The organism is Pseudoalteromonas sp. T1lg24 (assembly GCF_002964745.1).
Taxonomy (GTDB): domain Bacteria; phylum Pseudomonadota; class Gammaproteobacteria; order Enterobacterales; family Alteromonadaceae; genus Pseudoalteromonas; species Pseudoalteromonas spongiae.
This window is the reverse complement of sequence record NZ_PQCB01000016.1, coordinates 323,855-349,715: the sequence shown is the minus strand read 5'-3', so window position 1 is coordinate 349,715 and position 25,861 is coordinate 323,855. Positions and strand designations below refer to the sequence as shown.

The 25,861-nt window shown below is 38.3% G+C and carries 30 protein-coding genes and 1 pseudogene; 17 read left to right on the top strand and 14 right to left on the bottom strand.

Translation table 11 applies throughout. The features are described from left to right. Positions 1-15: 15 nt before the first annotated feature. The 5 genes from C2M30_RS08980 to C2M30_RS08960 form a co-directional block, all read right to left on the bottom strand. The gene (locus C2M30_RS08980) at positions 16-1,335 is read right to left on the bottom strand and encodes a Na+/H+ antiporter family protein (RefSeq protein WP_105171398.1); all 1,320 of its coding nucleotides are present in this window, start codon (positions 1,333-1,335) and stop codon (positions 16-18) included. Then, entirely contained in the window at positions 1,332-3,278 is a 1,947-nt protein-coding gene (locus C2M30_RS08975) for a transglutaminase family protein (RefSeq protein WP_105171397.1), read from the bottom strand. The genes C2M30_RS08980 and C2M30_RS08975 overlap by 4 nt, the downstream gene beginning before the upstream one ends. Continuing rightward, positions 3,271-4,221: a DUF58 domain-containing protein gene (locus C2M30_RS08970; protein ID WP_158683356.1), complete on the bottom strand. Its 951-nt coding sequence runs from the start codon at positions 4,219-4,221 to the stop codon at positions 3,271-3,273. Before C2M30_RS08970 ends, C2M30_RS08975 begins: the two co-directional genes overlap by 8 nt. A gap of 27 nt (positions 4,222-4,248) precedes the next feature. Next, positions 4,249-5,154, bottom strand: coding sequence for an AAA family ATPase (locus C2M30_RS08965; protein ID WP_105171395.1), 906 nt, complete (start codon positions 5,152-5,154; stop codon positions 4,249-4,251). 122 nt (positions 5,155-5,276) lie between these two features. Next, on the bottom strand, positions 5,277-5,618 hold the full coding sequence (locus C2M30_RS08960; RefSeq protein WP_054981226.1) for a hypothetical protein: 342 nt from the start codon (positions 5,616-5,618) through the stop codon (positions 5,277-5,279). A gap of 159 nt (positions 5,619-5,777) precedes the next feature. Here C2M30_RS08960 and C2M30_RS08955 point away from each other — a divergent pair, with 159 nt between their 5' ends. The 15 genes from C2M30_RS08955 to C2M30_RS08885 all read left to right on the top strand — a co-directional run bounded on the left by C2M30_RS08955 (position 5,778) and on the right by C2M30_RS08885 (position 15,173). After that, a complete protein-coding gene (locus tag C2M30_RS08955) occupies positions 5,778-6,041 on the top strand; it encodes a hypothetical protein (RefSeq protein ID WP_105171394.1) in 264 nt (87 codons plus the stop codon). After that, positions 6,041-6,241, top strand: a complete 201-nt coding sequence (locus C2M30_RS08950; protein WP_105171393.1) for a hypothetical protein — start codon at positions 6,041-6,043, stop codon at positions 6,239-6,241. Before C2M30_RS08955 ends, C2M30_RS08950 begins: the two co-directional genes overlap by 1 nt. After that, positions 6,241-7,620, top strand: a complete 1,380-nt coding sequence (locus C2M30_RS08945) for a replication initiation factor domain-containing protein (protein WP_105171392.1) — start codon at positions 6,241-6,243, stop codon at positions 7,618-7,620. The genes C2M30_RS08950 and C2M30_RS08945 overlap by 1 nt, the downstream gene beginning before the upstream one ends. Next, positions 7,611-7,928, top strand: a complete 318-nt coding sequence (locus C2M30_RS08940; protein WP_105171391.1) for a hypothetical protein — start codon at positions 7,611-7,613, stop codon at positions 7,926-7,928. The genes C2M30_RS08945 and C2M30_RS08940 overlap by 10 nt, the downstream gene beginning before the upstream one ends. Positions 7,929-7,930: 2 nt before the next feature. Continuing rightward, positions 7,931-8,170 carry a hypothetical protein gene (locus C2M30_RS08935; protein WP_234004704.1) on the top strand — a complete coding sequence of 80 codons (240 nt, stop codon included), beginning with the start codon at positions 7,931-7,933 and terminating at the stop codon, positions 8,168-8,170. 17 nt (positions 8,171-8,187) lie between these two features. After that, positions 8,188-8,415 (top strand): hypothetical protein, encoded by a 228-nt coding sequence (locus C2M30_RS08930; RefSeq protein ID WP_105171389.1) that lies wholly within the window; start codon positions 8,188-8,190, stop codon positions 8,413-8,415. Positions 8,416-8,530: 115 nt separating this feature from the next. Beyond that, entirely contained in the window at positions 8,531-9,952 is a 1,422-nt protein-coding gene (locus C2M30_RS08925; protein ID WP_105171388.1) for a hypothetical protein, read from the top strand. Beyond that, positions 9,943-10,353, top strand: coding sequence for a DUF2523 family protein (locus tag C2M30_RS08920; protein WP_105171387.1), 411 nt, complete (start codon positions 9,943-9,945; stop codon positions 10,351-10,353). Before C2M30_RS08925 ends, C2M30_RS08920 begins: the two co-directional genes overlap by 10 nt. Beyond that, a complete protein-coding gene (locus tag C2M30_RS08915) occupies positions 10,353-11,642 on the top strand; it encodes a zonular occludens toxin domain-containing protein (protein WP_105171386.1) in 1,290 nt (429 codons plus the stop codon). Before C2M30_RS08920 ends, C2M30_RS08915 begins: the two co-directional genes overlap by 1 nt. Positions 11,643-11,702: 60 nt before the next feature. Next, positions 11,703-11,888 carry a hypothetical protein gene (locus C2M30_RS08910; RefSeq protein ID WP_105171385.1) on the top strand — a complete coding sequence of 62 codons (186 nt, stop codon included), beginning with the start codon at positions 11,703-11,705 and terminating at the stop codon, positions 11,886-11,888. A 309-nt stretch (positions 11,889-12,197) separates the two neighbouring features. Next, the gene (locus C2M30_RS08905; RefSeq protein ID WP_105171384.1) at positions 12,198-12,614 is read left to right on the top strand and encodes a hypothetical protein; all 417 of its coding nucleotides are present in this window, start codon (positions 12,198-12,200) and stop codon (positions 12,612-12,614) included. A 60-nt stretch (positions 12,615-12,674) separates the two neighbouring features. Continuing rightward, a complete protein-coding gene (locus C2M30_RS08900; RefSeq protein ID WP_105171383.1) occupies positions 12,675-13,370 on the top strand; it encodes a phospholipase D family protein in 696 nt (231 codons plus the stop codon). 82 nt (positions 13,371-13,452) lie between these two features. Beyond that, entirely contained in the window at positions 13,453-13,848 is a 396-nt protein-coding gene (locus C2M30_RS08895; RefSeq protein ID WP_105171382.1) for a hypothetical protein, read from the top strand. A 209-nt stretch (positions 13,849-14,057) separates the two neighbouring features. Continuing rightward, positions 14,058-14,264 carry a YodC family protein gene (locus tag C2M30_RS08890; RefSeq protein WP_105171381.1) on the top strand — a complete coding sequence of 69 codons (207 nt, stop codon included), beginning with the start codon at positions 14,058-14,060 and terminating at the stop codon, positions 14,262-14,264. Positions 14,265-14,765: 501 nt separating this feature from the next. After that, positions 14,766-15,173 carry a hypothetical protein gene (locus C2M30_RS08885; protein ID WP_105171380.1) on the top strand — a complete coding sequence of 136 codons (408 nt, stop codon included), beginning with the start codon at positions 14,766-14,768 and terminating at the stop codon, positions 15,171-15,173. A 1,039-nt stretch (positions 15,174-16,212) separates the two neighbouring features. Here C2M30_RS08885 and C2M30_RS08875 read toward each other — a convergent pair. Together C2M30_RS08875 and trhO are read right to left on the bottom strand one after the other, a co-directional pair. Beyond that, a complete protein-coding gene (locus tag C2M30_RS08875) occupies positions 16,213-16,707 on the bottom strand; it encodes a hypothetical protein (protein ID WP_105171378.1) in 495 nt (164 codons plus the stop codon). A 311-nt stretch (positions 16,708-17,018) separates the two neighbouring features. Next, entirely contained in the window at positions 17,019-18,005 is a 987-nt protein-coding gene (trhO, locus tag C2M30_RS08870; RefSeq protein ID WP_105171377.1) for an oxygen-dependent tRNA uridine(34) hydroxylase TrhO, read from the bottom strand. Positions 18,006-18,212: 207 nt separating this feature from the next. On the opposite strand from trhO, the gene C2M30_RS08865 reads away from it, so the two are divergent. Both C2M30_RS08865 and C2M30_RS08860 read left to right on the top strand, forming a co-directional pair. Next, positions 18,213-19,547 carry a DEAD/DEAH box helicase gene (locus C2M30_RS08865; RefSeq protein WP_105171376.1) on the top strand — a complete coding sequence of 445 codons (1,335 nt, stop codon included), beginning with the start codon at positions 18,213-18,215 and terminating at the stop codon, positions 19,545-19,547. After that, positions 19,547-20,383, top strand: a complete 837-nt coding sequence (locus C2M30_RS08860; protein WP_105171375.1) for a CvfB family protein — start codon at positions 19,547-19,549, stop codon at positions 20,381-20,383. Before C2M30_RS08865 ends, C2M30_RS08860 begins: the two co-directional genes overlap by 1 nt. 24 nt (positions 20,384-20,407) lie before the next feature. On the opposite strand, the gene C2M30_RS08855 is transcribed toward C2M30_RS08860, so the two are convergent. From C2M30_RS08855 to cmk, 7 genes and pseudogenes are all read right to left on the bottom strand, one after another. Continuing rightward, positions 20,408-20,797 (bottom strand): hypothetical protein, encoded by a 390-nt coding sequence (locus tag C2M30_RS08855; protein WP_105171374.1) that lies wholly within the window; start codon positions 20,795-20,797, stop codon positions 20,408-20,410. A gap of 86 nt (positions 20,798-20,883) precedes the next feature. Continuing rightward, a complete protein-coding gene (gene pyrF, locus C2M30_RS08850; protein WP_105171373.1) occupies positions 20,884-21,582 on the bottom strand; it encodes an orotidine-5'-phosphate decarboxylase in 699 nt (232 codons plus the stop codon). Between the two features lie 47 nt (positions 21,583-21,629). After that, positions 21,630-22,765, bottom strand: a pseudogene (locus C2M30_RS08845) (lipopolysaccharide assembly protein LapB). Positions 22,766-22,768: 3 nt separating this feature from the next. After that, on the bottom strand, positions 22,769-22,975 hold the full coding sequence (locus C2M30_RS08840) for a LapA family protein (RefSeq protein ID WP_232732291.1): 207 nt from the start codon (positions 22,973-22,975) through the stop codon (positions 22,769-22,771). 69 nt (positions 22,976-23,044) lie between these two features. Beyond that, positions 23,045-23,332 (bottom strand): integration host factor subunit beta, encoded by a 288-nt coding sequence (ihfB, locus tag C2M30_RS08835; RefSeq protein ID WP_010560088.1) that lies wholly within the window; start codon positions 23,330-23,332, stop codon positions 23,045-23,047. Between the two features lie 64 nt (positions 23,333-23,396). Continuing rightward, a complete protein-coding gene (gene rpsA, locus C2M30_RS08830) occupies positions 23,397-25,064 on the bottom strand; it encodes a 30S ribosomal protein S1 (RefSeq protein WP_010560087.1) in 1,668 nt (555 codons plus the stop codon). A 77-nt stretch (positions 25,065-25,141) separates the two neighbouring features. Further along, complete coding sequence (gene cmk / locus C2M30_RS08825; RefSeq protein WP_010560086.1) at positions 25,142-25,831, bottom strand: (d)CMP kinase; 690 nt, start codon at positions 25,829-25,831, stop codon at positions 25,142-25,144. Between the last annotated feature and the right edge of the window lie 30 nt (positions 25,832-25,861).

Below are 25,861 nucleotides of genomic sequence, written 5' to 3'. Positions count from 1 at the left end.
AAATAAGGCCTTTTTTTATAATACCATTGCAGCAATCCAGCCGAATATTAATAACGGAATGTTAAAGTGAATAAAGGTTGGTATAACTGTATCTCTTATATGGTCGTGTTGATTATCGGCATTGAGACCAGATGTCGGGCCTAAGGTTGAATCAGAAGCAGGGGAGCCAGCATCTCCTAATGCACCCGCCGTGCCCACTAACGCGGCGGTGGCCATTGGTGAAAAGCCAAGTGTTATGGCAAGTGGCACAATAATCGTCGCTACGATTGGCACAGTAGAAAACGAACTACCGATGCCCATAGTGATCAACAGGCCAATTATTAAAATAAGTGCTGCGGCAAATGCTTTACTATCACCAATAGAGCTCGAGATACTTTGCACAAGCGTTGATACTTCATTGGTTTGCTGAATAACAGAGGCAAAGCCTTGGGCTGATATCATAATAAACCCGATCATCGCCATCATCGCTGCACCTTTACTGAAAATATCAGACGACTCTTGCCATTTTACAACACCAAAAATAGTAAAAATAAGTACGCCGATTAAGCCACCTAAAATCATTGAGTTGGTAATGGTTTGCGCGTAAAGAGAAGTCACTATCGCAATAAAGCCAACAGCAATCACTTTGCTTTTGTTTTTAGGCAGTTTAATTTCGGATGTTTGGTTTAACGCTTGATAAGTTCGCTCGTTGCGATAAGTAAAAAACACCGCGATTATTAAACCAATTAACATGCCAATCGCTGGAATAATCATCGCAAACGGTACACTGGTCGCGTCAATGTCTAGCGCATTTTTTTCAAGATTAGTGTGCACAATGTCATATAAAAATATTCCACCAAAGCCGTAAGGTAGTACCATATAGGCGGTTGCCAAACCAAAGGTCAACACGCATGCTATTGCGCGGCGATCGAGTTTTAAATGATCAAAAATAATAAGCAGAGGCGGTATCAAAATTGGAATAAACGCAATATGCACTGGAATTAAGTTTTGTGAACTGATTGATACAAGTAAGATTAAGCTCAATACGCTCGCTTTAATAAAGAGTTGTGAGTATTGAGTTTGTTCACCTTTTATCTGGTTAATTAATTTGTCTGCCACGATATCGGTTAAGCCTGATTTGGCAATAGCAACTGCAAACCCGCCAAGCATTGCATAACTTAGAGCGGTTTTTGCACCGCCTTGCAGACCATCATTAAATGCTTGCAGTGTTTGTTCAAGGCCAAGACCTGCAGTTAATCCTGTGGTGATTGCGGCGATTGTCATCGCTACGATCACATTAATACGCAGTAAACTTAAAATCAGCATTACACTAACGCCGAGTACGACTGAGTTCATAATTGTCTCTTATATTTTATGTTATTGACATTACGTTTAAGCATCTTAGTTTGTGCCTTTGTAAGCGTTTTTTCACCATAACGGTGACGACTATAAAGGCTTAAGAAGCTCATTAAATCGGTTTTATTATTAGGGAAATGTTCGCATAATCGTGTTAAAAAATGTGCTACAGTTTCGCCATTTTCACGCGCGAGATTTTTGCCTTTCGCAAAATGCTCTAATGCAATTAAGTAAGCAGCAACTGGGTCGTCAATTTGCGTACGTCGTTGCCATAGTTTTATCACTAAAAAGCTTACCAAAAATAATCCAATTAACGACATCACAATCACTGCTATTTTGAGCGCACTGGTTTCCTTTATAAGCTCTTTTAATAACTTATTTTGTGCTTCGTTATCAAAACTCAGCACCCATGCTGTCCATTGATAATCTAATTGTTCGAGATAAAGCCTAAGTTCATTAAAAACAGCAATATCACTTAACGCGGTTAGGCCCACGCCAATATTCTCTTCGAAGTCATCGCGTGTGTTATCAAGTTGAGAGAGTGACCCGTATAGGCGATCAGGTTCGACAAATGCCGTCGCATCAAATTTAGTCCAACCTTTTGAAGGTACCCAAACTTCCGTCCAAGCGTGTGCATCGTATTGATAAACTGATAAATATTCAGCGCTACTTGAAGCTTCACCACCTAAGTAGCCCGATACGACACGAGCAGGAATACCCGCTGCTCGAAATATAAAGGCACTGCTACTTGCGTAATGCCCACAAAAACCTTGTTTTTCCCCAAACATAAACTCATCAATTGAATTGTTACCTGTATAAATAGGTGGCTTTAACGTATAGCTAAATTGTTGTTGAGTATAATAGCGTGATAGCAATTGAATAAACTGCTCGGTTGATGTTGATTGTGCTTTTAATTGAGAAGCTAACGCAACGGCTTGTGTATTGATATCTTGTGGTAATGTAAGGTTTAACCCACGTTTACTAGACGTTAAATCGTCAGCAAAGTCTATTTCGGTTATGTCATACGTAAATTTTTGGTTGTTAGGGTTAACTCGATATAAACCACCGTCAACTGTAGTGAAGATATTACCGGTGCTTGACGAACCTGCATACAAAGTGGGTAGCCAGTTTAATGATGTTTGTTCATGGTAGATTTTAATCTCGCGACCGCCTTTTTTAAGCGCGCTGTTGCGCAATTTTAAATCCGCAGAATCAACGATATTCCACGAACGACCATCAAACTCTTCATGTATCATAGTGCGCCAATAGTAAGGAGCAGCAATATTGTCTGGCACAACAGCGCGAAATGCGAGTTTATCTGACTTAGTGAGATCAGAGATATTAAAAGGGTTTACTGATTCAGATAATCCAACTTGCGCGGTAGATAAACTCGGCATTCGCCAAAAGGCTGGCAGTTTTGGTAAAAACAGGAAAAGTACACAGGTTATTGGCAAACTTAGCAGTAATAGTTTAAACGCACGTGCGCCGCTTTGTTTTATGATTTTTCGGTTGGTAAGTAAATACAGCGCGGTGATGTTGAGCAAAAATAAAAACAAAACCAAAAGCGTCACTGGCAGAGAGTGATAAAACAAAAACACACAGCTTGAAATGAAAAAGTTAACTAACACAATTGATTTGATTTGACGTGGCTTTTCAGCAATCAATAGTTTCAGACAATTAGCTTGCAATAACATGGCAATAAATAAATTTACAAGCTCACTAATGCCGATTGTTAAGAATAAGGTAAGCGTACATACCAAAGCGAGTACATTACCAACGATAACAGTTGGTGCACTGGCCTTTGTGTAAGCAATTGCAAATACCCAAATAATTAAAAGTGCAACGGTAGCAACAAATAGTACCGCAAGTTCATCAAATAATAAGGCGCTAACAATAGCGATGATCAGCGCAGATAAGCTTTTAACGCTTTGATGATTAAACATTGCTTAATTCTTCCAAACATTTGGTCATATGCGGTTTACCCGAACCTAAATCTACTTTAGCGTGTGGTAACACTAGGCTATATCGTAAATTTTCATTTTCCGCATGGGTTACTAAATAGCTTAGATGTTGCAGTTTTTGCTCTAGGTTACCGGGTACTGTTTGCAAGCTGAACTCATACTCACTGGTACTGCCTGAAGAGAAGTCTTTGGTTGCCAGTACTTGGTGTTTAGCATAATGTTTCCACGATATGCGATTCACTTTGTCGCCATCAATATAAGGCCTAACACCTTGATAATTCTCGCTAACCGTTGCTTGGTTAGATTGAGATTGACTGTCTGATTCAATTTCAGCTTGGCTTACTTGGTGAAATGAAAACGACAGTGGAGTGGGGTATACATACGTTTTTTTCTCGGGAACGAAGTAACTCCAAGTGGTTACAAGACCAAAAGGATAGCGAGAAAATAACTTTATCCGTGGCAAACTATGTTGGCCGCGATTAGCGATATTAATTTGTAATTCTAATTTTTGCGTAGTCTCTTCAATACTATCAATAAACTGGCTACGAATATGATCACCACTAACTTCTAAACTCGTGGTGCCATCTTTATTGACCAATTGAAAGTAGGCAAAGTACCCGGTGTGCTGATAACCCGCGACTGTATGAGAAAGTGATACTTTAAGGTTATACAGATTGATAAACGCAACGATAAAATTCACTAAAAGAAACGAAAACATTAAGTAACTAAACATAATTACTAAGTTGTTTTGGTAATTAATACCTAACACATAGACCAAAACGTTCGATATCAAATACGCCATGCCAAACTTACTCGGTAAAATATAAATATTCTTATGAGTAAGGGTAATAGACGTTTCGCTGTGCTTACGTTTTTTTAATTGATTCTTAAACCAAACATTTACATGCGATTTTATAGACTGCATAAGACTTACATTAGTATCGGACATAACTTAAGGGTTGATTTTAACTTTATTTAATAAGTCGTATGACAAACTATTTGAGGTATTACTGGTTAATCCAAGACGATGTTCCGCAACAGATGGAAATATAGCTTGTACATCATCTGGGATAACATAATCACGTTGGTGTATAAACGCCCACGCCTTAGCTGCGTTTGCTATCGCGATGGATGCTCGTGGCGATAATGCCATTGGGTAATCAGGGCTATCGCGTGTTTCATTTACTAAATCTAAAATATAATCAGCAACAACTGAAGAAAGTACGACCTCGCTAACGATTTGCTGCATCTCGACTAAAAGCTCTGGTGAAAGTAATGCATTAATTTTCTTTGCCGCGTTATTTATTTCACCAAGAAGAATAGATTTTTCTGAAGCTTTATCTGGATAACCTAAACCGATACGCATTAAAAATCGGTCTAACTGAGACTCTGGCAATGGAAAGGTGCCAGCTTGATGCATTGGGTTTTGTGTAGCTATTACAAAAAACGGAGAAGGAAGTGTGTGACTTTTACCATCGATACTCACTTGTTGTTCTTCCATTGCTTCAAGCAAGGCACTTTGTGTTTTTGGTCCTGCGCGGTTTATTTCATCTGCCAGCACAACTTGATTAAATAGTGGGCCAGCATGGAAATGAAAAGTTTGCTTATTTGGATCAAAGATGGTGCTGCCGGTAATATCCGACGGTAACAGATCGCTAGTAAACTGCACGCGTTGATAATTGAGACCAAGAACATTGGATAACGCATGCGCCAAAGAGGTTTTACCCATACCTGGTAAGTCTTCAATTAATAAGTGACCCTTAGCGAGCAAACAACATATTGAGAGTTTAATTTGTTGTTGTTTACCTAAGATGACCGAGTTTAGTTGTTGTATTATCTGGTCGAGTGTTTTGTTCATTATGCTAATGTTTAAATAAACTAATAATTCACAACAGCATATAACAAAGAAGTGGACGCAACAAATAGGAAAACAGTATCAAACACTTTATTTAACATAATATACATTATGGGCTATTAAGGTTAAGCGAAAGTCTCCTGACTTTCTGGTTCTGCTGCAAGCCCTAAACATAGACCCACAATCACACAAGCAGCACTAATCTTTTTTATAACATCTGTCCATACTGCCGATTCTTCTTTTGATTTCGATTTTTCTAATGCTAATTGCAATAAAGCCTCTTTAACATCCATTTCCATCGCTTCGGCAATGTATATCACTTGGTTGGCTGTCAGGTGTCTTTCACCTTTTCTAATTTTAGACAAGTTACCCTGATGTAAACTTTCAACATCAGACAGTACTTGTTTATCCTGAGTGTAGTCTTTAAATTTTTTATACTTATCAATAAGTTCGCTACTAAAAGCCATAAGTACCTCCTTTATAAATCTATTATAAATACAAAATCTCAAAAATGACATTTTGGAAAATATCACATTTGACATATTGACACATGTCAAAATTGACATTACGCTAAATATCAAATTTGACATATGTCATTTTAAGACGGATTTGATAAGGAAATATTTATGCTTTCAGATAAAACTTTAAACGTTCTAACTGCAATCGTTAACAACGAGATTAGAGAAAAAGCATACATCCGTTCTGTTCAAACTGGCGTTGTTGAAAACGGCATCCTACAGCAAATGGATCTCGAAATAGCTGAGTTACACAAAATCTGTTACGAGTTAATCAACTACAAATCAAATCTACAACAACACGGCATAACGATTGTTAAAACCTCATTAGAAGCAACTGTTCACGCTCTTAAGTCTTCAAAGGTTGCTAACTAATGAAGTTCTACTGGCAAGAAATCCCAAACCAAGACCAATACGGACTTATGTTTAGCGGCTTAGACACGTATTTATCTTTTTATTCAAAAGCTGAAATGTTGGCTTGGATAATTGATTATCAACAAGGTGCGGAATTCGAGCTAATAGAAGTCGACGAAAACAATCGCGAAGATTTGTTAATGTCGGGGGCGTTTGACTAATGAAACTAGCGCCTAAACCACAACACCAAAATGTAACTAAGGTTGATTACCTAACTGTTACTTTTTGCCCTGCTGAAATTCAACGCCTTAAAACAATGGCTAAATGGCACGTTTCAACGGGTGAATATAACCACTATCGCGAAGCGTACAACGCGCTTATTTGTGCTGAAGTATTTGACGAAAACGGCACTGATGACTTTGATATTGTCACTGAAACAAAGCGTACTACTGACCGTTTTTATACTGATGAATCTGAAAAGGCTTACAACGATTTATTTGATAACAATAAACGTTATCCAAACAACATGCCTCATGACGAAAAGATAGCGCTTTGCAAAGTAGTCGTAAAAAAAACACAGAAATACAAGGTATTAGATAGCCTTATCGAGGGTGAACTACAACACTTTTTAACCCTATTAAATACAGTTGTTGCTACTAAAGCCGACCGTATGAACGCAGATGAACAACCGTGGACTATTCGCCAAAATACAGGCGGAATGTTTACATATGACCATTCAGCAACTCTTTACCGCCACGGGGTAAACAGCGGCATTGTAGCGTGGGGCGCAAATAACGCTGGCTGTATGGTTTCTTTTTCGGGCACTGGCTGCAAAGGCTTAGACCTAACGTTATTACATAAAATGCTTTCAAAAATGCCTCACGCAAAAATTACACGATTAGACATCGCTTATGATGACTACCAAGGCGAAATACCTGTTGACGAATACCTACGCCAATACGAAATGGGTAACTTTGCTTTAACTAACCAAATGCCTAACTGGTCATATATTTGCGGTGGTACTTACGTATCACTATCAAAAGAACAACAAACCGAATTTAAGAAAAAGCACGGCTGGCAAAAGAAATATGACCTAGTACCTAATGCTGGTTCAACGCTTTATGTTGGTTCACGTTCTAACGGCAAAATGTTTAGAGCCTATGAAAAAGGCCGTCAAATGGAATGCGAAACCAATCCTAATTGGGTACGTGCTGAGCTAGAACTGCGCGCAACTGACCGCACTATTCCACTTGATGCACTGATTAACACAGATGCGGTATTTGCTGCGGCCTATCCTGCCCTCGCCTTTGTATCTGAAAAACGCTTAGTTATCGAAACAACTAAACGCAAAAAAATGGATTCAAGACTTGTTGATATTCGCATCCAGCTAGAAGCAACAGAGCAACGCTTATTCAAATATCACAAACTCGCTTACGGCAAGTGCGTGAACTACATGAAACAAGCATTACAGCTATCAGATAGCGAAATCGTTAAACAATTAACCAAAGGATTGGCTGTTGATGACATGCCAACCAAGATAAGGCAAACGTTCGTTATGCCACCGAATTTTAACCAAACGGAGAACATCCCATGTCATTAAAAGTTGTTTTATTAGGCGCCACACTAGGCAGCGGTATCAGCACTAAATCTGGTACACCAAAGCCATATTCAATTGCATCTATTGATTACATTGTACCAGCAAGCAGTTATCACGCTGGTGACCATAACATCGATAAATGCGGCTTTGATAAGAAGTCAGTAAACATGCAACACAGCACCGACCTATTCAATAAGGTTCAAAAGCTTAGTGTTCAACATGGTGTGTGTGAAGTTGACCTAACACTATCGCCAGACCCAGAAAACCCAGCACGTAACATCGTAACTGATATTGCGCTAGCTAAGGACTAATTATGCAATGCGTAACGGTACTTCAAGACGGCACTTTACAGGCCAGTAACACAGCTTGTGACTATGTAATCGTTACGCAGGAAGAATACCTAAATTTAGGTATGCAAGGATTGGCGAATTTGCTTACTGAGCTATTCGCTTTTGATTTGGCAATATTTGGTTTTGTATCAACATCACTAGCTGTTGCCTTTGTCTCTTTCCATGGTTTAGGACGTGTCGTCCGCGCTATGGGCAAATACTAATGAAAGGAAATATCACTATGAAAAAATTTATGAAACACGCAAAAACTAAAGCAGCAAAAGCAGGTTTGGTAATTGCTTCAGGTCTTGCCGCTGCCTCAGCACAGGCTCAGGATTTAACCACAAAAATCACTGAAGCAGGCACGCAAACAGAAGCGAACTTAACAACGCTTTACCTAGCTATTTTTGGCTTTGCTGTTCTTGGTTTCGGCTTCTGGATGATTATCAGCGCAATGAAGAAAGGCTAATGCTTACGTCTATATTTCTCGCTGTCGCAGTTTATTACTGCGCTTTTGAGGGGTTTAGTTCAGCTGTAAGAACTTCATAACACGGCGGGTTTTCCCGCCTTTTTATCGGTGAATTATGCGCTATTTATCAATTTTTATACTTTTAACATTTTCCGCACTTGCACAATCACAAATAGCTGTTGAGCGCATGGGTTTAACAGATAACGAGTTAGTTATCGCCGAATTAACTCCTGTCAAAAAATGGGCTAATTGCATCGTAGATAATCGTTACGTAATCAATGAAGTCGACACAAAATCATGCATGGAATTTGCGAGCAATAAACTTGCTGAGCAAACCTATGACCCCATTGGTTATTACTATTATCATAGTACCGTTGGTACACCTGATTGTTTTGCTGATGAAAGGGAGAATGATGTAATTATTGAATGTGTTGTTCAAAAGAAATGGCAAACGCCAGAAAGCCAACCTCGCATACACTATGATTTTCGCAAGTTCATAGCAGTGGGTAATACACCTTTCGAAAACCCTACTTACAAATGTCCTCCAGCAAATAACCATCGTTACGATCAAGGCCCTATTCTAAAAGATAATGAAATTGGTACAGCGCGTTGGTGTTATAACGCAAATGATATAGGCCACAATTATTGCCCTGATGAATCACCTGATGATATTCCAGTTCTCGGTGTATCAAATAAAATCGAACAGCACTGCTTTTATAATCCTGATGGCACACAATGCAAAATCACAACTGATGAAACAGGTTCGTTCACAAAACCTTTTGAATACGCTTCACAGGAAGCCGTTGCCTGTGTTGCTGACTCACCGCAAGAAGACCCGACTGATGACCCAGACCCAACTGACGACCCAGAAACACCACCCGATGCAGCTGATACCGATAACACTGACGATACAAACGAATTAGACGCACTCAATAAAACTAACGACAATTTAGACGCAATTAATGAAAACATCGTGAACGCTAACGAAGCAAAAATAGACCGCCTTGACCAAGTTGTTGATGAAACACAAAACACAAATAAGCTTCTAGCAGACCTAAAAGATAATACGTACGACACAGCTTCAAAAAGTGCTGATACAAACACATTACTCAAAGAAACAAACGGATTATTAAAAGAGCTTGGTGATAAGTTGGGTGATGGCCAGACAGAGCCACAGCCTTGTGACAATCCAGACGGTTGTGAAAATAACGATTCAATTTCAGTTACATCTAACCGCAAAACTGGCGGCTTAAATGACTTCTTCACAGAGGAAGATAAGGCGCAATTAGTTACAGAACTTGAAAACAAAAAACAGCAATTAACTGACGTTTACACACAAATTCAGAATGACGTAACTGATCGCTTCAACTTCAGTAATAGCATTTCTGGTACGTATGAATCACGGACAATTGAGTGGCACGGACACCAAAAAGAGGTAGGCGCACAACGCTTATCTGAGAACCTCTTTAAACAACTTGCGCCAATCGTTTTATTGGTTTGTTCAATCATTGCTTTAGGGATTTTATTATGGGAATGAAGACTAAAACACTCTTACTAATAATGCTTTTTTTACCGTTGTTTGTACTGGCCGACACTTACACAGGCGAGCAAGGCGTGGCACAAATGCACGGTGATTTCATTACTGACTTATGGTCTTACTTTGAATCAGACGTACCTAACTTTATACAGCGAATGTATTCCTATTACATTGAATATATAACGATAGGCTACATTGCAGTGAAGATTGAAATGGTAAAGCTGTCATGGTCTGTTGCTGAACGTATATTAGAAAACTACGACATAGCAAGCCGCATAATTTCACAAGCTGAGTCGTTACCTCAGGACGTAAAAGCAATGCTTATTGATATACGTTTTTTTGATGGTCTTAACTTCATTATTCAAGCGGGCGTTTCTCGCTTTGTTATGAGGTTCATGTAATGGCCGCATCAATATTTCATGGTCCACCAGGTTCGTTTAAATCAGCTACCGCAACATGGTTTGAAATCATTCCAGCGCTTCGCAAAGGTCGCATTGTTATAACTAACATTGAGGGTATTTATCCGCTTGAAGAAATCGAAATCGCACTACAGGAGGAATTTCCAGAAACCGCGCAATTATGGCGTTTATCTTCACAAAATGAAGACGGTTTGAACCTATGGCGTAATTGGTTTTGTTGGGCTCCTGTAGGCGCATTGATTCTTATTGATGAGGTGCAAGACGTTTATCCCACAGAGCGTACATTCAAACCAGAGATTGAATGTGTCTATAAACACATATCAACGTTTAAAGATTTATTACCTTCGCATTGGTACGACTACCACATAGAAAAGCTAGACAGCATCAAACCAGAACAGCTTTCATCAGCTGATGTTGATGATACAGGACGGGAGTTATTTAACGAACATGGCCACATTATATACCCTAAAAACCTCAAAGAAGCCTACATGCGACACCGTAAATACAACTGGGATATCGTCGTCGCAACCCCTGACATTACAAGCGTTCACAAGTACATCAGAAACGTCTCAGAAGAAGCCTATTGCCACAAATACTTCTCAGGACTTAGTTGGATTCCATACTTTTACAGACGCCCCAGAATCCACCTACACGCAGCAAAACTCGACGGCAAAACAATCACAAAAGGTGACGCAACAAACTGGAAGAAAGTCCCGCTCGATGTCCACAAATGCTACAAATCAACCGCAACGGGCGCTATTACAGCGGGACGCGGTAAAAATATCGCAAGTCTTCCTCTCGCCATTATGGGTGCTGCGATACTCGTTTGGGTCATTGCTGCATTTATTTTTCTTTCCGGTGATTCAGATACTAAAACTGTATCTAAAGACACCACTTCGAATACTATTCAAACTACTCAAAAAGCTACTAGTGTTTCTAGTCGTAATGCTAGTGTTTCGACTAGTGATAGCAGCGTTCCTGTTCTAGAGCTGCCTTACAATGCGTCAAATATATTTGTCTCTGGTGTTGTTCAAAAACGCGACGGTGCAGCGCTTTCGAGACATATTATTTTCACGCTACAAACTCCCGATTATGGCGAACTATCGTTAAACAATATCGACTTATTAGAAATGGGTTATACAACGAAATTTTATGGTATTTGTAACGTATCGATACAACAAGGCCAGTCTGAATATAAGGCGCTTTGTAATCCAATTAGATACCAACCACCACAAACAGATAGCTTTGATTCCGCGCCAAGCGGAGCCTGAGCGTAGCGCGGAATCATAGCTATTAGATTTACAATTTAACAATACGTCACTGGTGACATTATGAATCGAAATAAACGATATGAAGAAAAGATGAAACAAAAAGGCCTTAAAAAAGTCACCCTATGGCTTCCTGTAAACGCTGAAATTGAATTCAAACAAACGGCCGAGTTTTGTATAGAAAACCCCTATCATGTTCCCTACATGGCTAAGAGCATAAAAACAGGCCGATTTGCTAAAGCTGTTTAGGGGTTATTAGGGGCTTGCCCCTGATGCAAAACCAATATGCCACATATCAATACCTGTACATCAAATCGACAAGGGCAAAACCAGCAACACTTGTATAAAAGTGGCTGGTTCGCCCCCTGCTAAACCAAAACAATGTATAAATTTAACTCCGATGTATCAGCCCTCCCCCCTAATACTAATAGGGGGGGAGCAAAAATTTTACCACATGTGCACGTAAACACCCTGTGCACGGTACTTAAATGTAATTGCATACAATCCTATGAAAACAATAATTCAACCCCTTAACCACTGAAATATAAGGAGTTAACAATGGTTAAGGTAGACTTTGAAAGTCAATTCTACTCATTATTTGGCACTGATTACGAACTAGCATCTAAAAAGCTTGGGAAATCACCAAGGCAAATAAGGCGTTATATCGAGACTGGCCGTGTGTGTGGAACGGTGAGAATACTGACGGACATTATGTATCGAGGATATTTACCCAATTCGAATGGCTGGCATGATGCCTATATCGATAAAGATGGTGTAATGCACTCCCCTTATGGCAAGGTTACTTCTGGCGAGTTAGCTTATTTGCATAATTACAAATGGGCTGCACACAGAGCTACGGAACAACTTAAAACGGCAAGAAAAAGGATCTCTGAATTAGAACAACTATCCAACAGTGATGATATACAAGATGCACTATTGGATATAGTTGCTAAATTAGCTAGAAAAACTGGCTGATTTAATTTAAGTTAAGACTGTCAATTCTATTAAATTGCATTGAGTCAAGGAGTACATTCAATGGCAAAATTTCTAAATACAAGCGCAACCAACTATTACCTCGAAGAACTAATCAAATCATCATCTGAACGTTTAATTTTGATAAGTCCATTTTTAAAGTTAAATGAACGAATTAAAGAGTTGTTAGAAGACAAAAATCGCCTAAAGCTCGATATTCGAATCGTGTATGGCAAGAGTGAGTTGCAACCTGAAGAGATTAGTTGGCTTAATGAGTTAACTTATGTGAGAACTAGTTTTTGTAAAAATTTACATGCTAAGTGCTACATCAATGAATCTTCATGCATAATTACTAGCTTAAATTTGTACGAATTTAGCCAAGTTAACAATAATGAAATGGGTATATATGTTTCTCGAGATGACGACGCAGAATTGTATCGTGATGCATATGATGAGGCACAGCGCATTATCAGAATTAGTGATGAGGTTAGAGTTAAACTAGAGAAAATTTCCTCTGAAGCTAGTGAAGAAACTGATGTAAACAGTAAGCTCTCATCTTCTAAGATTGCTAAAAAATTAGGGGTCAAAACACCTGAGCTTTTAGAAATGATGGTATCTAATGGTTACTTAAGTCTAGAGGGTGATAAGCATTCTCTCACTGAAAAATCACAAGCTTTGGGTGGTGAGCTTAAAAAGAGTAAAAGGTTTGGTGAATATTTTGTTTGGTTTGAAGATAAAACTCTAGAGGCTTTAAGTTAACTCCAGTGTATATCTATCACAAGTTCTAAATTATGGGAGCTTTAAGCTCCCTTATTATCACTATAATTCGTTTAGGAAGATCATGTCTTTATTTGAAATTTGTAAAGTGCTTGCTCCATTTATATCTGCAATAAGTTCATCAATTGCCGCATATTGTGCTTGGAACGCTATAAAAGAGAACAAGAAAAATGTATTTCTACATCAAAGATTTTTGCTTGCCGTAGCTGTAAATGACTTATATTACGAATTAGTACAACAGGGTTACAAATTTAAAATATCGGATTATCAAGAAATCAGACGCACTCTTTTGAAATCAAAATATTACACCTCAGATGTACTCTACAAAGAGTTTATAAAAGCTATAGGTATGTTTGAGGACTTAGAAGCAAATAAGACTAATTCTGAAAAAGAAGAACTTGCAAAAGAACTTAAAAATTTAATTGAAGAGTTATTACCTAAAACTCGTTTAGACCAGTAAAATTTTATTAGATCATTCGGTTTTTATTCCAAAGTTTATATTTTTATATAGGTTGAATTTAGCGAATATTTAATCATTGAATTTATGTTCATTGTCTATAAGGTGCTCCTGTATTGATATTAAATTCTTAGGCAGTCTTGAAATTCCACCAAGTATCACCATGTTTTACATACTGCTAATGGTGGCAGCAAATATTAAAGGAAAATTTAATGAGTTTTCAAAAAGGTGATGTAGTACAGTTAAAATCTGGTGGTCCTCTAATGACTGTAACTGGTGTTATTGGGGAAGAGCAAATTCTTGATGCTTTAAAAATTAATGGGTTTGAAAACGGTGATGTCACCGTTCAGTATTTCGTTAATGACAAATTGGAGCGTGGTACTTTTAAAGAGGCAACACTTCATAAATGCGATTACTAAATAGCTGTGTCATCCCAACGAGCCAGTCGCCTTGTTTGGGAAGGCACTATTTTTAGAGAAAAATTAATTAATGTATAATATGTTAATCACTTAAGATACACACCTAAATGTCAGTTTGACATATTTAAACATTTATTTAACTCTTTAATAAAAAAGAGGAAATATGTATTTCCTCTTCAATCACATACTACATGTTATGAGCCACCTTGTTTCAGCCCAATTTGTTTACTAATGAAATTTGCGCACACATCAAACTCTTAGTTGTTTGAAGTAAAAATTATACCTATTCAATTTCTTAATGATTATTTCACCCTTAATAGTATTAACAGGCAATTTTCCTGTTTTCCTTAACTTATAAAATGTTAATTTTCAAATAACTATATGACTAGTAACAATTAATTATTAGTGTTATAAATTGCTTTAGAATGTAAACAGGCGATGTTGCGGTAGAAAAAGAGGCAACTTGCCTCTTAATAAACTGTTAGCTGTACAAGGATAGATATGCTGTTGCAGATAGTTGAGAAAAATATTCGTAAAGAGTTCCCTTCACTTGAATACTCTCTCAATGAATGTGGTGATACTTTAATCATTAATGGGCCAAACGACCGTATAGGGAATGTTGAACTTGAAGATGATCTAGATGAAATTATCGTATTCGTTGGTAGTTTTACCCATTGGCACGCAGCATGTTACGACCAAACAATAACTAAGGAAGAAAGGTATCAACAAGTTTCAGCGGAAATTATGGACTTTTTGAAAGAGCTCTTCTCAAATAAGCTTGTCTTGTGGGGTAGTCATAAAACTGGTGGTGGTTTCTACAATATTGATTATGATATTAATGAACAAGACTCGCCTTGTGAGCCAGCAGAAATCGAACAATTTTTCTGGTCTGGTGATAAGTACAGCTAACAAGTTACTCAAAAGGACGCAAAACGCTTGGCTTGTGCTCCTTCGTCGCTAATTTTAGCCAAGCATTTTTGCGCCTCTTAGCAAGGCGTTAGGGTTACAAGATTGTATTTGACGATTATAGTTACATCACTAGTTCCAATCTTGGGCTTGTACCTCTACTTTAAAGTGGAGAATGCTAAAAAGTCTAAACACGGCATAAATCTGAAAAACATAGTGAATTGTCCTACCTGTAATAAACAAATGCCAATAATTAGGCTGCCCAAAAATCAATATCAAAAATTTTACGGGGGCTGGACTTGCAATAGCTGCGGCACAATGATGGATAAATGGGGCAAAAAAATTGATGAATTTGGCGAGCCATTACCGTAACCCTAACAAGCGCATCAACAATGGGCGTTACACATATAACTGTCACTTTGACATCTTTGTATGCCAACTTAACCCATTAATAAAAAAGAGGAAACTATCATTTCCTCTTCAATCACATACTATACATTATGAGCGTATTGTTGTTTGATTACTTTTCCTAGTTAAGTTGCATTCATTATTTTCAATCCATGATTTAACTTCTTAATCCATGTCAAACCTCACATCTTAATAACTTCATCTTCGCTAGATTTTAAATTTTTAATTAATTAGATTTTAAACATAAAACTTGAATGGTATGGAAGAAATCAACCAGCTAACGGCAAAAACACAAAATATATTTAAATACATGTGTCTAATAATTGTAAGTGCTTTATTTATGTAGGCTGTGAATGCGTTAGTTTCTTATTTTAAAATGATGTAACACTTTGCGTTTAAATAACTCGTTAACAAGGATATGCACGTTGTTTGTTAGTGCCGTACTTTTTAAAACATCTACTTAAATATGTTTTTTATACATAGTGACAATTTAAGTATGTACGCTAATAAATGAGGAAATTATATTGCCTCATGAATAAAATTAACAATTTCACTCGTGATATGGTATTTCGACTTAAAAATGAGTAACTGTGACGAAAAGTTTTAGTAAGCAAAAATAACACAACCAGTTAAGCTAAGAAGTTAACGATTCGTCGTTGGTACTTTGGGTCTCATTGGCTTGTTTTAATTCCTTTTCTTGACGTCGTTCTTGGCCTTTTTGATATTCCTCAGCAATCATTTCTTCTAATGCGAAAACTTGTTTTTGAAAATCTTCTTGGCTAATGTCACCCGTTTCGAGCATGCTTTCAAGTTCGGCTATTTTTTCTTTCAACTGTTTCACTTTTTCCAGATCGACGCCGAGTCGTTGCATTAAAATCGCTTCTTGAATTTTTTCTAAAAAACTCGCGTTGCGATCTGATTCAAACATGCTTTTATTTTGATACTTTTGTGATGTTTCAGATGCAGTCTGACTGGGCATTTCTTTTGTCAATACGGGGCTAAATGTTGCCGAATTTTCATCAGCTAACGGCATTTCCTTGCCAGTTTTATTTTCATTAACGTTGTTGTTGTGGTTTGGTTGCTTAATCTTGTGATCTGCATTGGTTGATGATGTGCTAAATAACAACATAATAATCCCTTATCCTTTATGTTGTTCGCTGTGCGAACAGTTAAATACGTATGTTGATTTACAAATATCAGGCCATGTTTTTACTGAATGCTCATCAATAGATAAGAATTTTATAAACCCATAGTATATTTGATACCAGTATTCACATTTTTACAGGAAGGTGCTTTAAGGAAATAAAAACCACCCTATTTTTTAACGCTTTATCACACGTGCTTTTTTGCGTTTATTATTGAGTAGTGTTTATTGAAAGAATAAAAAATCCGATGACTACACGCCACCGGATTTTAATGTAAAACAACGTTTTTATATTGTTATGAAGCTTTTTCAGATTGTGCCTTTTTACGCGCGGCTTTTTCAGCTTTACGTTTGATGATAGCTTCTTGTGCTTCGTTACCTATGTGGCCTTCGCCACGCGCTTTTGCTAGCTCAATTTGTTTTTGACGTTCTGCAAAACGCTCACGTTGCTCGTCACTTACTGTATCGATACAATGGTGGCATGATAAGCCTTCTTGATAAGCTTCAAGTTGCTTTTCTTCTTCGGTAATAGGCATACGACACGCATGACACTGATCGTATGAGCCTTTGTTTAAGTCGTGGTCTACCGCAACGCGATTATCAAATACAAAACACTCGCCTTTCCACATGGTGTCTTCTTTTGGAACTTCTTCTAAGTACTTAAGAATACCGCCTTCAAGGTGATAAACTTCTTCAAAGCCCTGCTCTTTCATATAAGCTGTTGATTTTTCGCAGCGAATGCCTCCTGTACAGAACATTGCTACTTTTTTATTTTTGCTTGGGTCGAGGTTTTTCTCAGCCCATTGGGGAAACTCGCGGAATGTTTTGGTTTTTGGATCAACGGCATTTTCAAAAGTACCAATTTCGATTTCGTAATCATTACGTGTATCAACTAGCACAACATCAGGGTCTGAAATAAGTGCATTCCAGTCTTTTGGTTTTACGTAAGTACCAACAACTTCTTTAGGGTCAATGCCTTGTACACCCATAGTAACGATTTCTTTCTTAAGTTTTACCTTGGTGCGGTAAAACGGACATTCGTCGTCAAACGATTCTTTCGATACAATATTATCAAGTCCTGGTTGCTTATCTAACCACGCTAATAATGCATCGATACCCTCGCGCTTTGCGGCAACCGTTCCGTTAATACCCTCTTGTGCTAACAATAATGTACCGCGCACATTATGTTGTTCCATAGTATTAAGTAAAGGTTGACGAATTTCTTTATAGTTAGGTAAAGAAACAAATTTATAAAGGGCACACACGACGTATTGTTGAGACATAATTTTCCTAATGTTTAGCTTTAAATACTAACCGGAGCGTAATTCCGGCGCCAAAATGGGTCGCTATTGTATCAGAAACTTTGTGCTGTTCAATTCTATTGTCTATATTTTGCACACAAAACCATCGCTAATTAGCTATGTTTTTGTCTTTCATGTAAAATGCACGCTTTATTTTATGCCACAAACACATTGAGTGGAGAGACACATTTGTCCTTTGAAGATTTAGGCGTTGATAAGCGAATTGCAAGTCAACTTTCACACATTGGTATTACTACGCCGACGGATATTCAGCAACAAGCAGTTCCTGTGGCCATTGCTGGACACGATTTACTTGCCCAATCAAAAACAGGTTCGGGCAAAACATTTGCATTTCTATTACCTGCAATTACACGCTTAAGTAAGCAAAAAGCGTTAAGTAAACGTGATCCGCGTGCGTTAATCATTACGCCGACACGTGAATTGGCGAATCAAGTGTATAAACAGTTAACCTTGATTATTGCAGGCACAGGATTAAAAGCGACAAAAATTGTTGGCGGTGATAATTATAACGACCAAGTTAAAGCGCTTTCTAAAGACCCACAATTTGTTGTTGCAACACCAGGTCGACTAGTTGACCACCTTGATGACCGTAATTTCTACTTAGAAGGTCTTGAATTATTGATTCTTGACGAAGCGGACCGTGTATTAGAGCTTGGTTTTAAAGAACAAATCGAAAAAATAAACGCAGCGGCAAATCACCGTTTACGCCAAACTTTATTTTTCTCGGCTACATTAGAGCATGCCGAAGTAGATGCGCTTTCACGTAATTTACTTAAGAATCCAAAACGCGTAACCATTGATGGCAGTACGCAAGAACACAACGACATTACACAAAAGTTTTTCTTAGCGGATCACTTAGATCATAAGATTGCGCTATTAATCGCCGCAACAAAAAGTGCTGAATCCGGCCAACAAATTGTGTTCACTGCAACCCGTGATGACACAGTAAAGTTATCCGAAATCTTGGAGCAACAAGGCTATAAAACGCTTGCGTTATCGGGTGATATGAATCAAAGCAAACGTAATTCTATTATGGATGCGTTTTCTCGTGGCCAAGCACAAATCTTAGTGACGACAGATGTTGCATCTCGTGGTCTAGATTTGCTCAATGTATCGCAAGTTATTAATTTCGACTTACCGAAGCAAGCTGAAGAATATGTGCACCGTATCGGTCGCACCGGACGCGCTGGCTTTAAAGGCAACGCGTTGTCTTTAGTAAGTGCAAAAGATTGGCAGAGTTTTAAAGCAATTGAAAGTTACTTATCTAAGCGTATTGGTTTTTCAGAAATTGATGGCTTAGTAGGTAAATTTAAAGGGTTTAAAGAAAAAACACATCAACCAAAACAGAATGTTAAAGCAAAATCCGTCAATCAAAAAATAAGCAAACATAAAAAACCATTCAAAAAGCCAAATAAAGCCAAAACTGCGAAGGCTATTCCGGCACCGTTTGATGTTGATGGTGTTGCACCGTTAAAGCGTCGCCCAAAAAAGGATGAAGAATAATGACAATTCAACTTGGTAAAATGAATAGTTTAGTTGTTAATGAAATTGCGTATGAAGGTGCGTATTTAACAGATGACAGCGGTAATGGTGAAGTTTTTCTTAAAAAAGAAGAGATGCCCAATGGCTTAGCAGTAAAACAAGTGATTGAGGTATTTGTATTTGAGGAGCAAGGAAACTTAACCGCAACAACCAAAACCCCAATAGCACAATTAGGTGACTTTGCCCTACTCCAAGTTACATCAATTAATGCCATCGGTGCGTTCGTTGATATGGGCATTGGCAAAGAGTTACTGGTGCCTTACAACGAGCAGCGTCCAAAATTTGAGTTGTCACGCTCATACTTAGTACACCTTTATTTGGACAAAGCATCACAGCGTTTATGTGGTTCATCAAACCTAAACAAATTTGTTAAACAAGAAGCAACAGGCTTTAAAAAGTCTCAAGAAGTATCCATTATTGTTGCTGGTCGTACAGATCTTGGTTTTAAAGTAATTGTGAATAATGAATACTGGGGCATGGTGTTTACCGACCAAGTTTTCAAACCTCTGTTTATTGGTCAAAAGCTAAAAGCCTATGTCGCTAAATTACGTGAAGATGGCAAATTAGATATTCGTTTAAGTAAGCCTGGCGTTGCAGGTTCAAATGAACTATCTGATGTAATTTACGATAAGTTAACACAGGAAAACGGTGTTATTCATTTAGGTGATAAGTCTGATCCAATCGCCATCAAAAAAGCATTTGGTTGCAGTAAAGCAAACTTTAAGCGTGCCATTGGTCATTTGTTTAAGGAAGGTAAGATTGATCTTGCCGCGACTAAGATTACGTTAGTTAAATAAAAAAGGCACATTGCGTGCCTTTTTCTATAAATGATTTGTTGAATCTACGAGATCAGCAAATTGATTACTGTAAACACATTTCTGATAACGTTTGCCATAATCTAATGCTTCATTACCGTCTTCGAACTCGATAGGCGCTAAACGGAAAATTTGCAGCTCGCATTCGTCTTTATATGTTTCAATTAAATTCAAGCACTCTTCCATTTTTGCTAAATTAGTTTCGTTTTTACCAATCGCTTGGCAACGAGCCTCAACTTGCGTATTTAATGAAAGCTTTAATTCAAATTGATTAATAGGCTGGCGATTAATGGTATCTAGTATATCTATAAACGCATTTTGGCGTGTTTCGTTATCGTAATGTTGATAACCTAGGTAGGCTGCAACAATAGCAGCAATTGCAAAAATAAAACGCATGAAGTACTACTCTTCTTATTCTTTTTAGCTTCAAACGGGAATGCACTAATGCCTTAATTTACATTAGTGCAACTACTTTAATCAGGTTAACTTAAAGTGTTATTTATTTCAATTAAAGTCGCTTGTGGATCAGGAGATTGGGTAATTGGGCGACCAATAACAAGGTAATCACTGCCGGCATCAATTGCTTGTCGTGGTGTCATGACGCGTTTTTGATCGCCCTTATCAGAACCAGCAGGTCGAATACCGGGGGTGACTAACTTGAATTCACTACCCAAAGTTGACTTTAATACCGACGCTTCTTGAGCAGAACATACCACGCCATCAAGGCCAGCATCTTTTGCTAATTTCGCTAAAAACTGCACTTGTTCGTTTGGTGTTTTATCAACGCCTAAACGTTTTAGTTCAGCTTCGTCCATTGATGTTAGTATTGTTACTGCGATCAGCAATGGTGCGTCATCACCATACTTTTCAAGTGCTTGTTTGGCTTTTCGCATCATTTCTGGACCGCCACTAGCATGTACATTAACCATCCAAACGCCTAATTCCGCCGCTGCGGCAACTGCTTTTGCGACTGTATTCGGAATATCGTGAAATTTTAAATCTAGAAATACATCAAAGCCTAAATCAATTAACTTCTTCACAAATTGAGGGCCAAAATACGTAAACATTTCTTTGCCCACTTTTAAGCGGCAATCTTGTGGTGAAACGCGTTTTACAAAATCTAACGCGGCGCTTTCATCTGCGTAATCTAATGCAATTAATACTTTGGCATCGTGGTTCATTAATAAATCCTAACTCAAAAAAAGGAATAACATATTATGTGTTTTGTTTAAAACCCGTCTACGCCACTCAATGGCACCAATGACTCAACATGTTTACAAGAAGGACAAAACCAATACATTTTTTTACTTGTAAAGCCACAGTGGTTACATTGATACAATGATTTTGTGGCGATGTAGTCTTGGACTAAATTATTTATTTCCGTTAATACTGTTTTAATGTCTTGGCTTTGTTCAGACATCAACATTAATAAGTAACTAAAGCCCCTAATATTGGGCTGCTTACGCAAAACTTGTGTAATATAGTTTCTCGCTTCATTAACCTTACCTTGGGCCATAAGGCTTTTACAATAATGTATTTTAATAAGCACACTATCGCTTTTTAAATGCTTAGAAAGATGAGAGAAATAGTTATCTTGTAAGTTAAGCTTTTCGTAGCTTACTTCTAATCTATCTAAAAAAATTGGAGCGAATGCGACATTTTTATCGAGTAAACTACCCCAGTATTTAATCGCTTGAAGAAAATCACCATCATCAAATGCTTTTCGCCAAGCATGTACTTTGGTCTAACGAGATCTTGTGTCAGTTCTGTTACGACATCAAGAGGTTTTAAGTTTTTGTCTTGAATCGCCTTTTCGCAATAAAAATTAGCGATTGTTTTCTTTAATTGGCTGGTGTTAAAGTCGGACTCGTGAGATTGAAATAGTGCAATGCCTTTATCCCAATCATGACTTTGCAAATATAATAGCATCAACTGGCAAAGCGCGTTGTTATCTTTTAATGAGTGCAGATAAACAAGGTTTTCTTCTGCGCGGTCAAGCAATCCAGCCATCATATAATCTTGCGCAAGTTCATAAAGAACATGTTTTTTTTGCTCTAATGAAAGGCCGTCATGTTTTAACAGTAATTCGTGTACTTTAATTGCGCGGTCTAACTCACCACGTCGACGGAACAAGGTTGCCAGAGTTAAATAATGTTCAACAGAATTTGCTGAAATTTCTAGTAAACCAATTAGGTGTTCTAAGCCTTGGTCTTCTTCACGGTCAAGTAAGAACTTTAAACCTTTACTATACTCATTAATAATTTCTTGGTTTTGTTGTTGGGCTTCATTATTAGCATTGTTTTTACCCATGATATAACCGTAAGCTGCCGCTACTGGTAACAACAAAAACAGCAATTCGATCATTAACTATCCATGACTTTGAGAAGTAAGCTTCTGATTTTGTCTTCTTAAACGACGGTTTTGCAGTTTAGCTTTTGACAATAGAATTGTACTGAGTGCAATACCTAAAAATAGGCCTAAAGCACAACAAATACTTATTATGAAAGCGAGAGGGATTTCTGCACTTGCTATTATAAAGTTAATTTTTACCAGATGTGGGTTTTGCGACCCCAATACAAATAAAACAAATAGCAAGCACAGGAGAAAAGTTACTTTGAGAATTTTGGTCAAAACAGCCTCAAATTATGCAATACTTGCATTCACGCGGTCGCGCAGTTCTTTTCCTGGCTTAAAGTGAGGTACGTATTTGCCCTGCAATTCTACTTTATCACCTGTTTTTGGGTTACGACCAACACGTGGTGCACGATAATGTAGAGAGAAACTGCCAAAACCACGGATTTCAATTCTATCTGAACTTGATAAAGAATCAGCCATAAGTTCTAACACTTCTTTTACTGCATTTTCTACATCTTTCGCTGGAATATTTGCGTGCTGTTCAGCAAGTTTTTCAATCAGTTCTGATTTTGTCATGTAAGTACCCTTTATAATTGTAATAGGAAGAGCAGCTATTAAGCTGCTCTTCCAAGTCGACTAATTAGTCTTTTTGAGCATTTTTGAAAGCTGCTGCCATAGCGTTTTCGAACTGTGGCTCTTCTTTCTTAAGCTTATCTAGCGCTTCTTTCTCTTCAGCTTCTGAAATCGCTTTGATTGAAAGGCTGATTGCGCGGTTCTTGCGATCAACACCAACAAACTTAGCTTCTACTTCGTCACCTACAGAAAGAACTGTTGAAGCGTCTTCAGTACGCTCAACTGCTACGTCAGCTACACGGATGTAACCTTCAACACCTTCGATAAGTTCAACTGTAGCGCCTTTAGCGTCAACTTCAGTTACTTTACCTTTAACAATAGCACCTTTTTTGTTTGCGTCCAGGTAGTTATTGAAAGGATCAGCTTCGATTTGCTTAACGCCTAGAGAGATACGCTCACGCTCTGGGTCAACTTGTAAAACGATAGCTGTGATTTCGTCGCCTTTCTTGAATTCACGTACAGCTTCTTCGCCAGGCGTGTTCCAAGAAATGTCTGAAAGGTGAACTAGACCGTCAATGCCGCCTTCTAGGCCGATGAAGATACCGAAGTCAGTGATTGACTTGATCTTACCAGTAACTTGGTCGCCTTTGTTTTGTAGACGAGCAAATTCTTGCCATGGGTTAGCTTTACATTGCTTAAGACCTAGAGAAATACGACGACGCTCTTCGTCGATTTCAAGAACCATAACTTCTACAGTGTCACCTAAGTTAACAACTTTTGAAGGGTGGATGTTCTTGTTAGTCCAATCCATTTCAGAAACGTGTACTAGACCTTCTACGCCTTCTTCGATTTCAACGAAACAACCGTAGTCAGTAAGGTTAGTTACACGACCAGAAAGCTTAGAACCTTCTGGGTAACGACCAGCGATAGCTGCCCATGGATCTTCGCCAAGCTGCTTAAGACCTAGAGAAACACGTGTTTTATCTTTGTCGAACTTAAGTACTTTAACTAAGATTTCGTCACCAACGTTAACGATTTCGCTTGGGTGCTTAACGCGTTTCCAAGCCATATCAGTGATGTGTAGAAGACCGTCAACACCACCTAAATCAACGAATGCACCGTAGTCAGTAAGATTCTTGATGATACCTTTAACTTCTTGACCTTCAACAAGGTTTTGTAGAAGTTCTTCACGCTCTTGTGAGTTTTCTGACTCGATAACAGCACGACGAGAAACAACAACGTTGTTACGCTTCTGGTCAAGCTTGATAACTTTGAATTCTAACTCTTTACCTTCAAGGTGAGCTGTGTCGCGTACTGGGCGCACGTCAACTAGTGAACCTGGTAAGAATGCACGGATAGTGTCAACTTCAACAGTGAAACCACCTTTAACCTTACCATTGATGATACCAGTAACAGTTTCTTGCTCTTCACATGCTTTTTCAAGACGGATCCAAGCTTCGTGACGCTTAGCTTTCTCACGAGAAAGGATAGTTTCACCGAAACCATCTTCGATTGCATCTAGTGCAACATCTACTTCATCACCAACTGCTACTTCTAATTCACCAGCAGTGTTTTTGAATTGCTCAGCAGGGATTGCGCTTTCAGACTTAAGACCCGCGTCTACTAGTACGATGTTGTTTTCGATTGAAATAACAGTACCTTTAACGATTGAACCTTGTTCTGCTTCAAAACCCTTTAGGCTTTCTTCAAATAACTGTGCAAAATTTTCTGACATTATAAGTCTCTAAATAAAATATCCATTTGGCTATCCTGCCGCGTGGGGTTGTTGTAAAAATTAACTCTTCCTATGAGTTAACCAATTAAATTCTTTTCGATACACAAAGACACCACTTGCTCAAATGCTTGATTTGCATCGAGTTCGGTAGTGTCTATAACAATTGCATCTTCAGCAGGCACAAGCGGAGCAACTGGGCGATTCATATCGCGGTCGTCACGTGCTTTGATATCTGCAACTAGGCTGTCTATTTTAACATCAACACCACGTTGCTTCAACTCAAGAAAACGGCGATTTGCACGCTCTTCTGCTGATGCTGTTAAATATACTTTTAGCACTGCATCAGGGAACACTACAGTGCCCATGTCGCGACCATCAGCAATTAAGCCTGATTCGCTTCTAAATGCACGCTGGCGGCGTAATAACGCTTCGCGAACACTCGGCAATGCGGCAATTTTAGATGCCATGCCACCAACCTCTTCAGTACGAATCGATTTGGTAACATCTTCACCTTCTAAAATAATTTTACCATTGCCGGTTTCATTATCTACCACAAATTGCACATCTAAATTAGCCGCTAACGGCAATAAAGCTTCTTCGTCTGTTGGCGCTATCATATGGTGGCTCGCTGCTAGCGCTAAAACACGATAAATCGCGCCACTATCTAATACGTCCCATCCAAGCTTATTTGCTAATAAACGGCAAACGGTTCCTTTACCTGAACCACTTGGTCCATCGACTGTAATTACTGGTTGACTACCCAACATTACAACCTCCCAAAATGTACAAAACTAAAA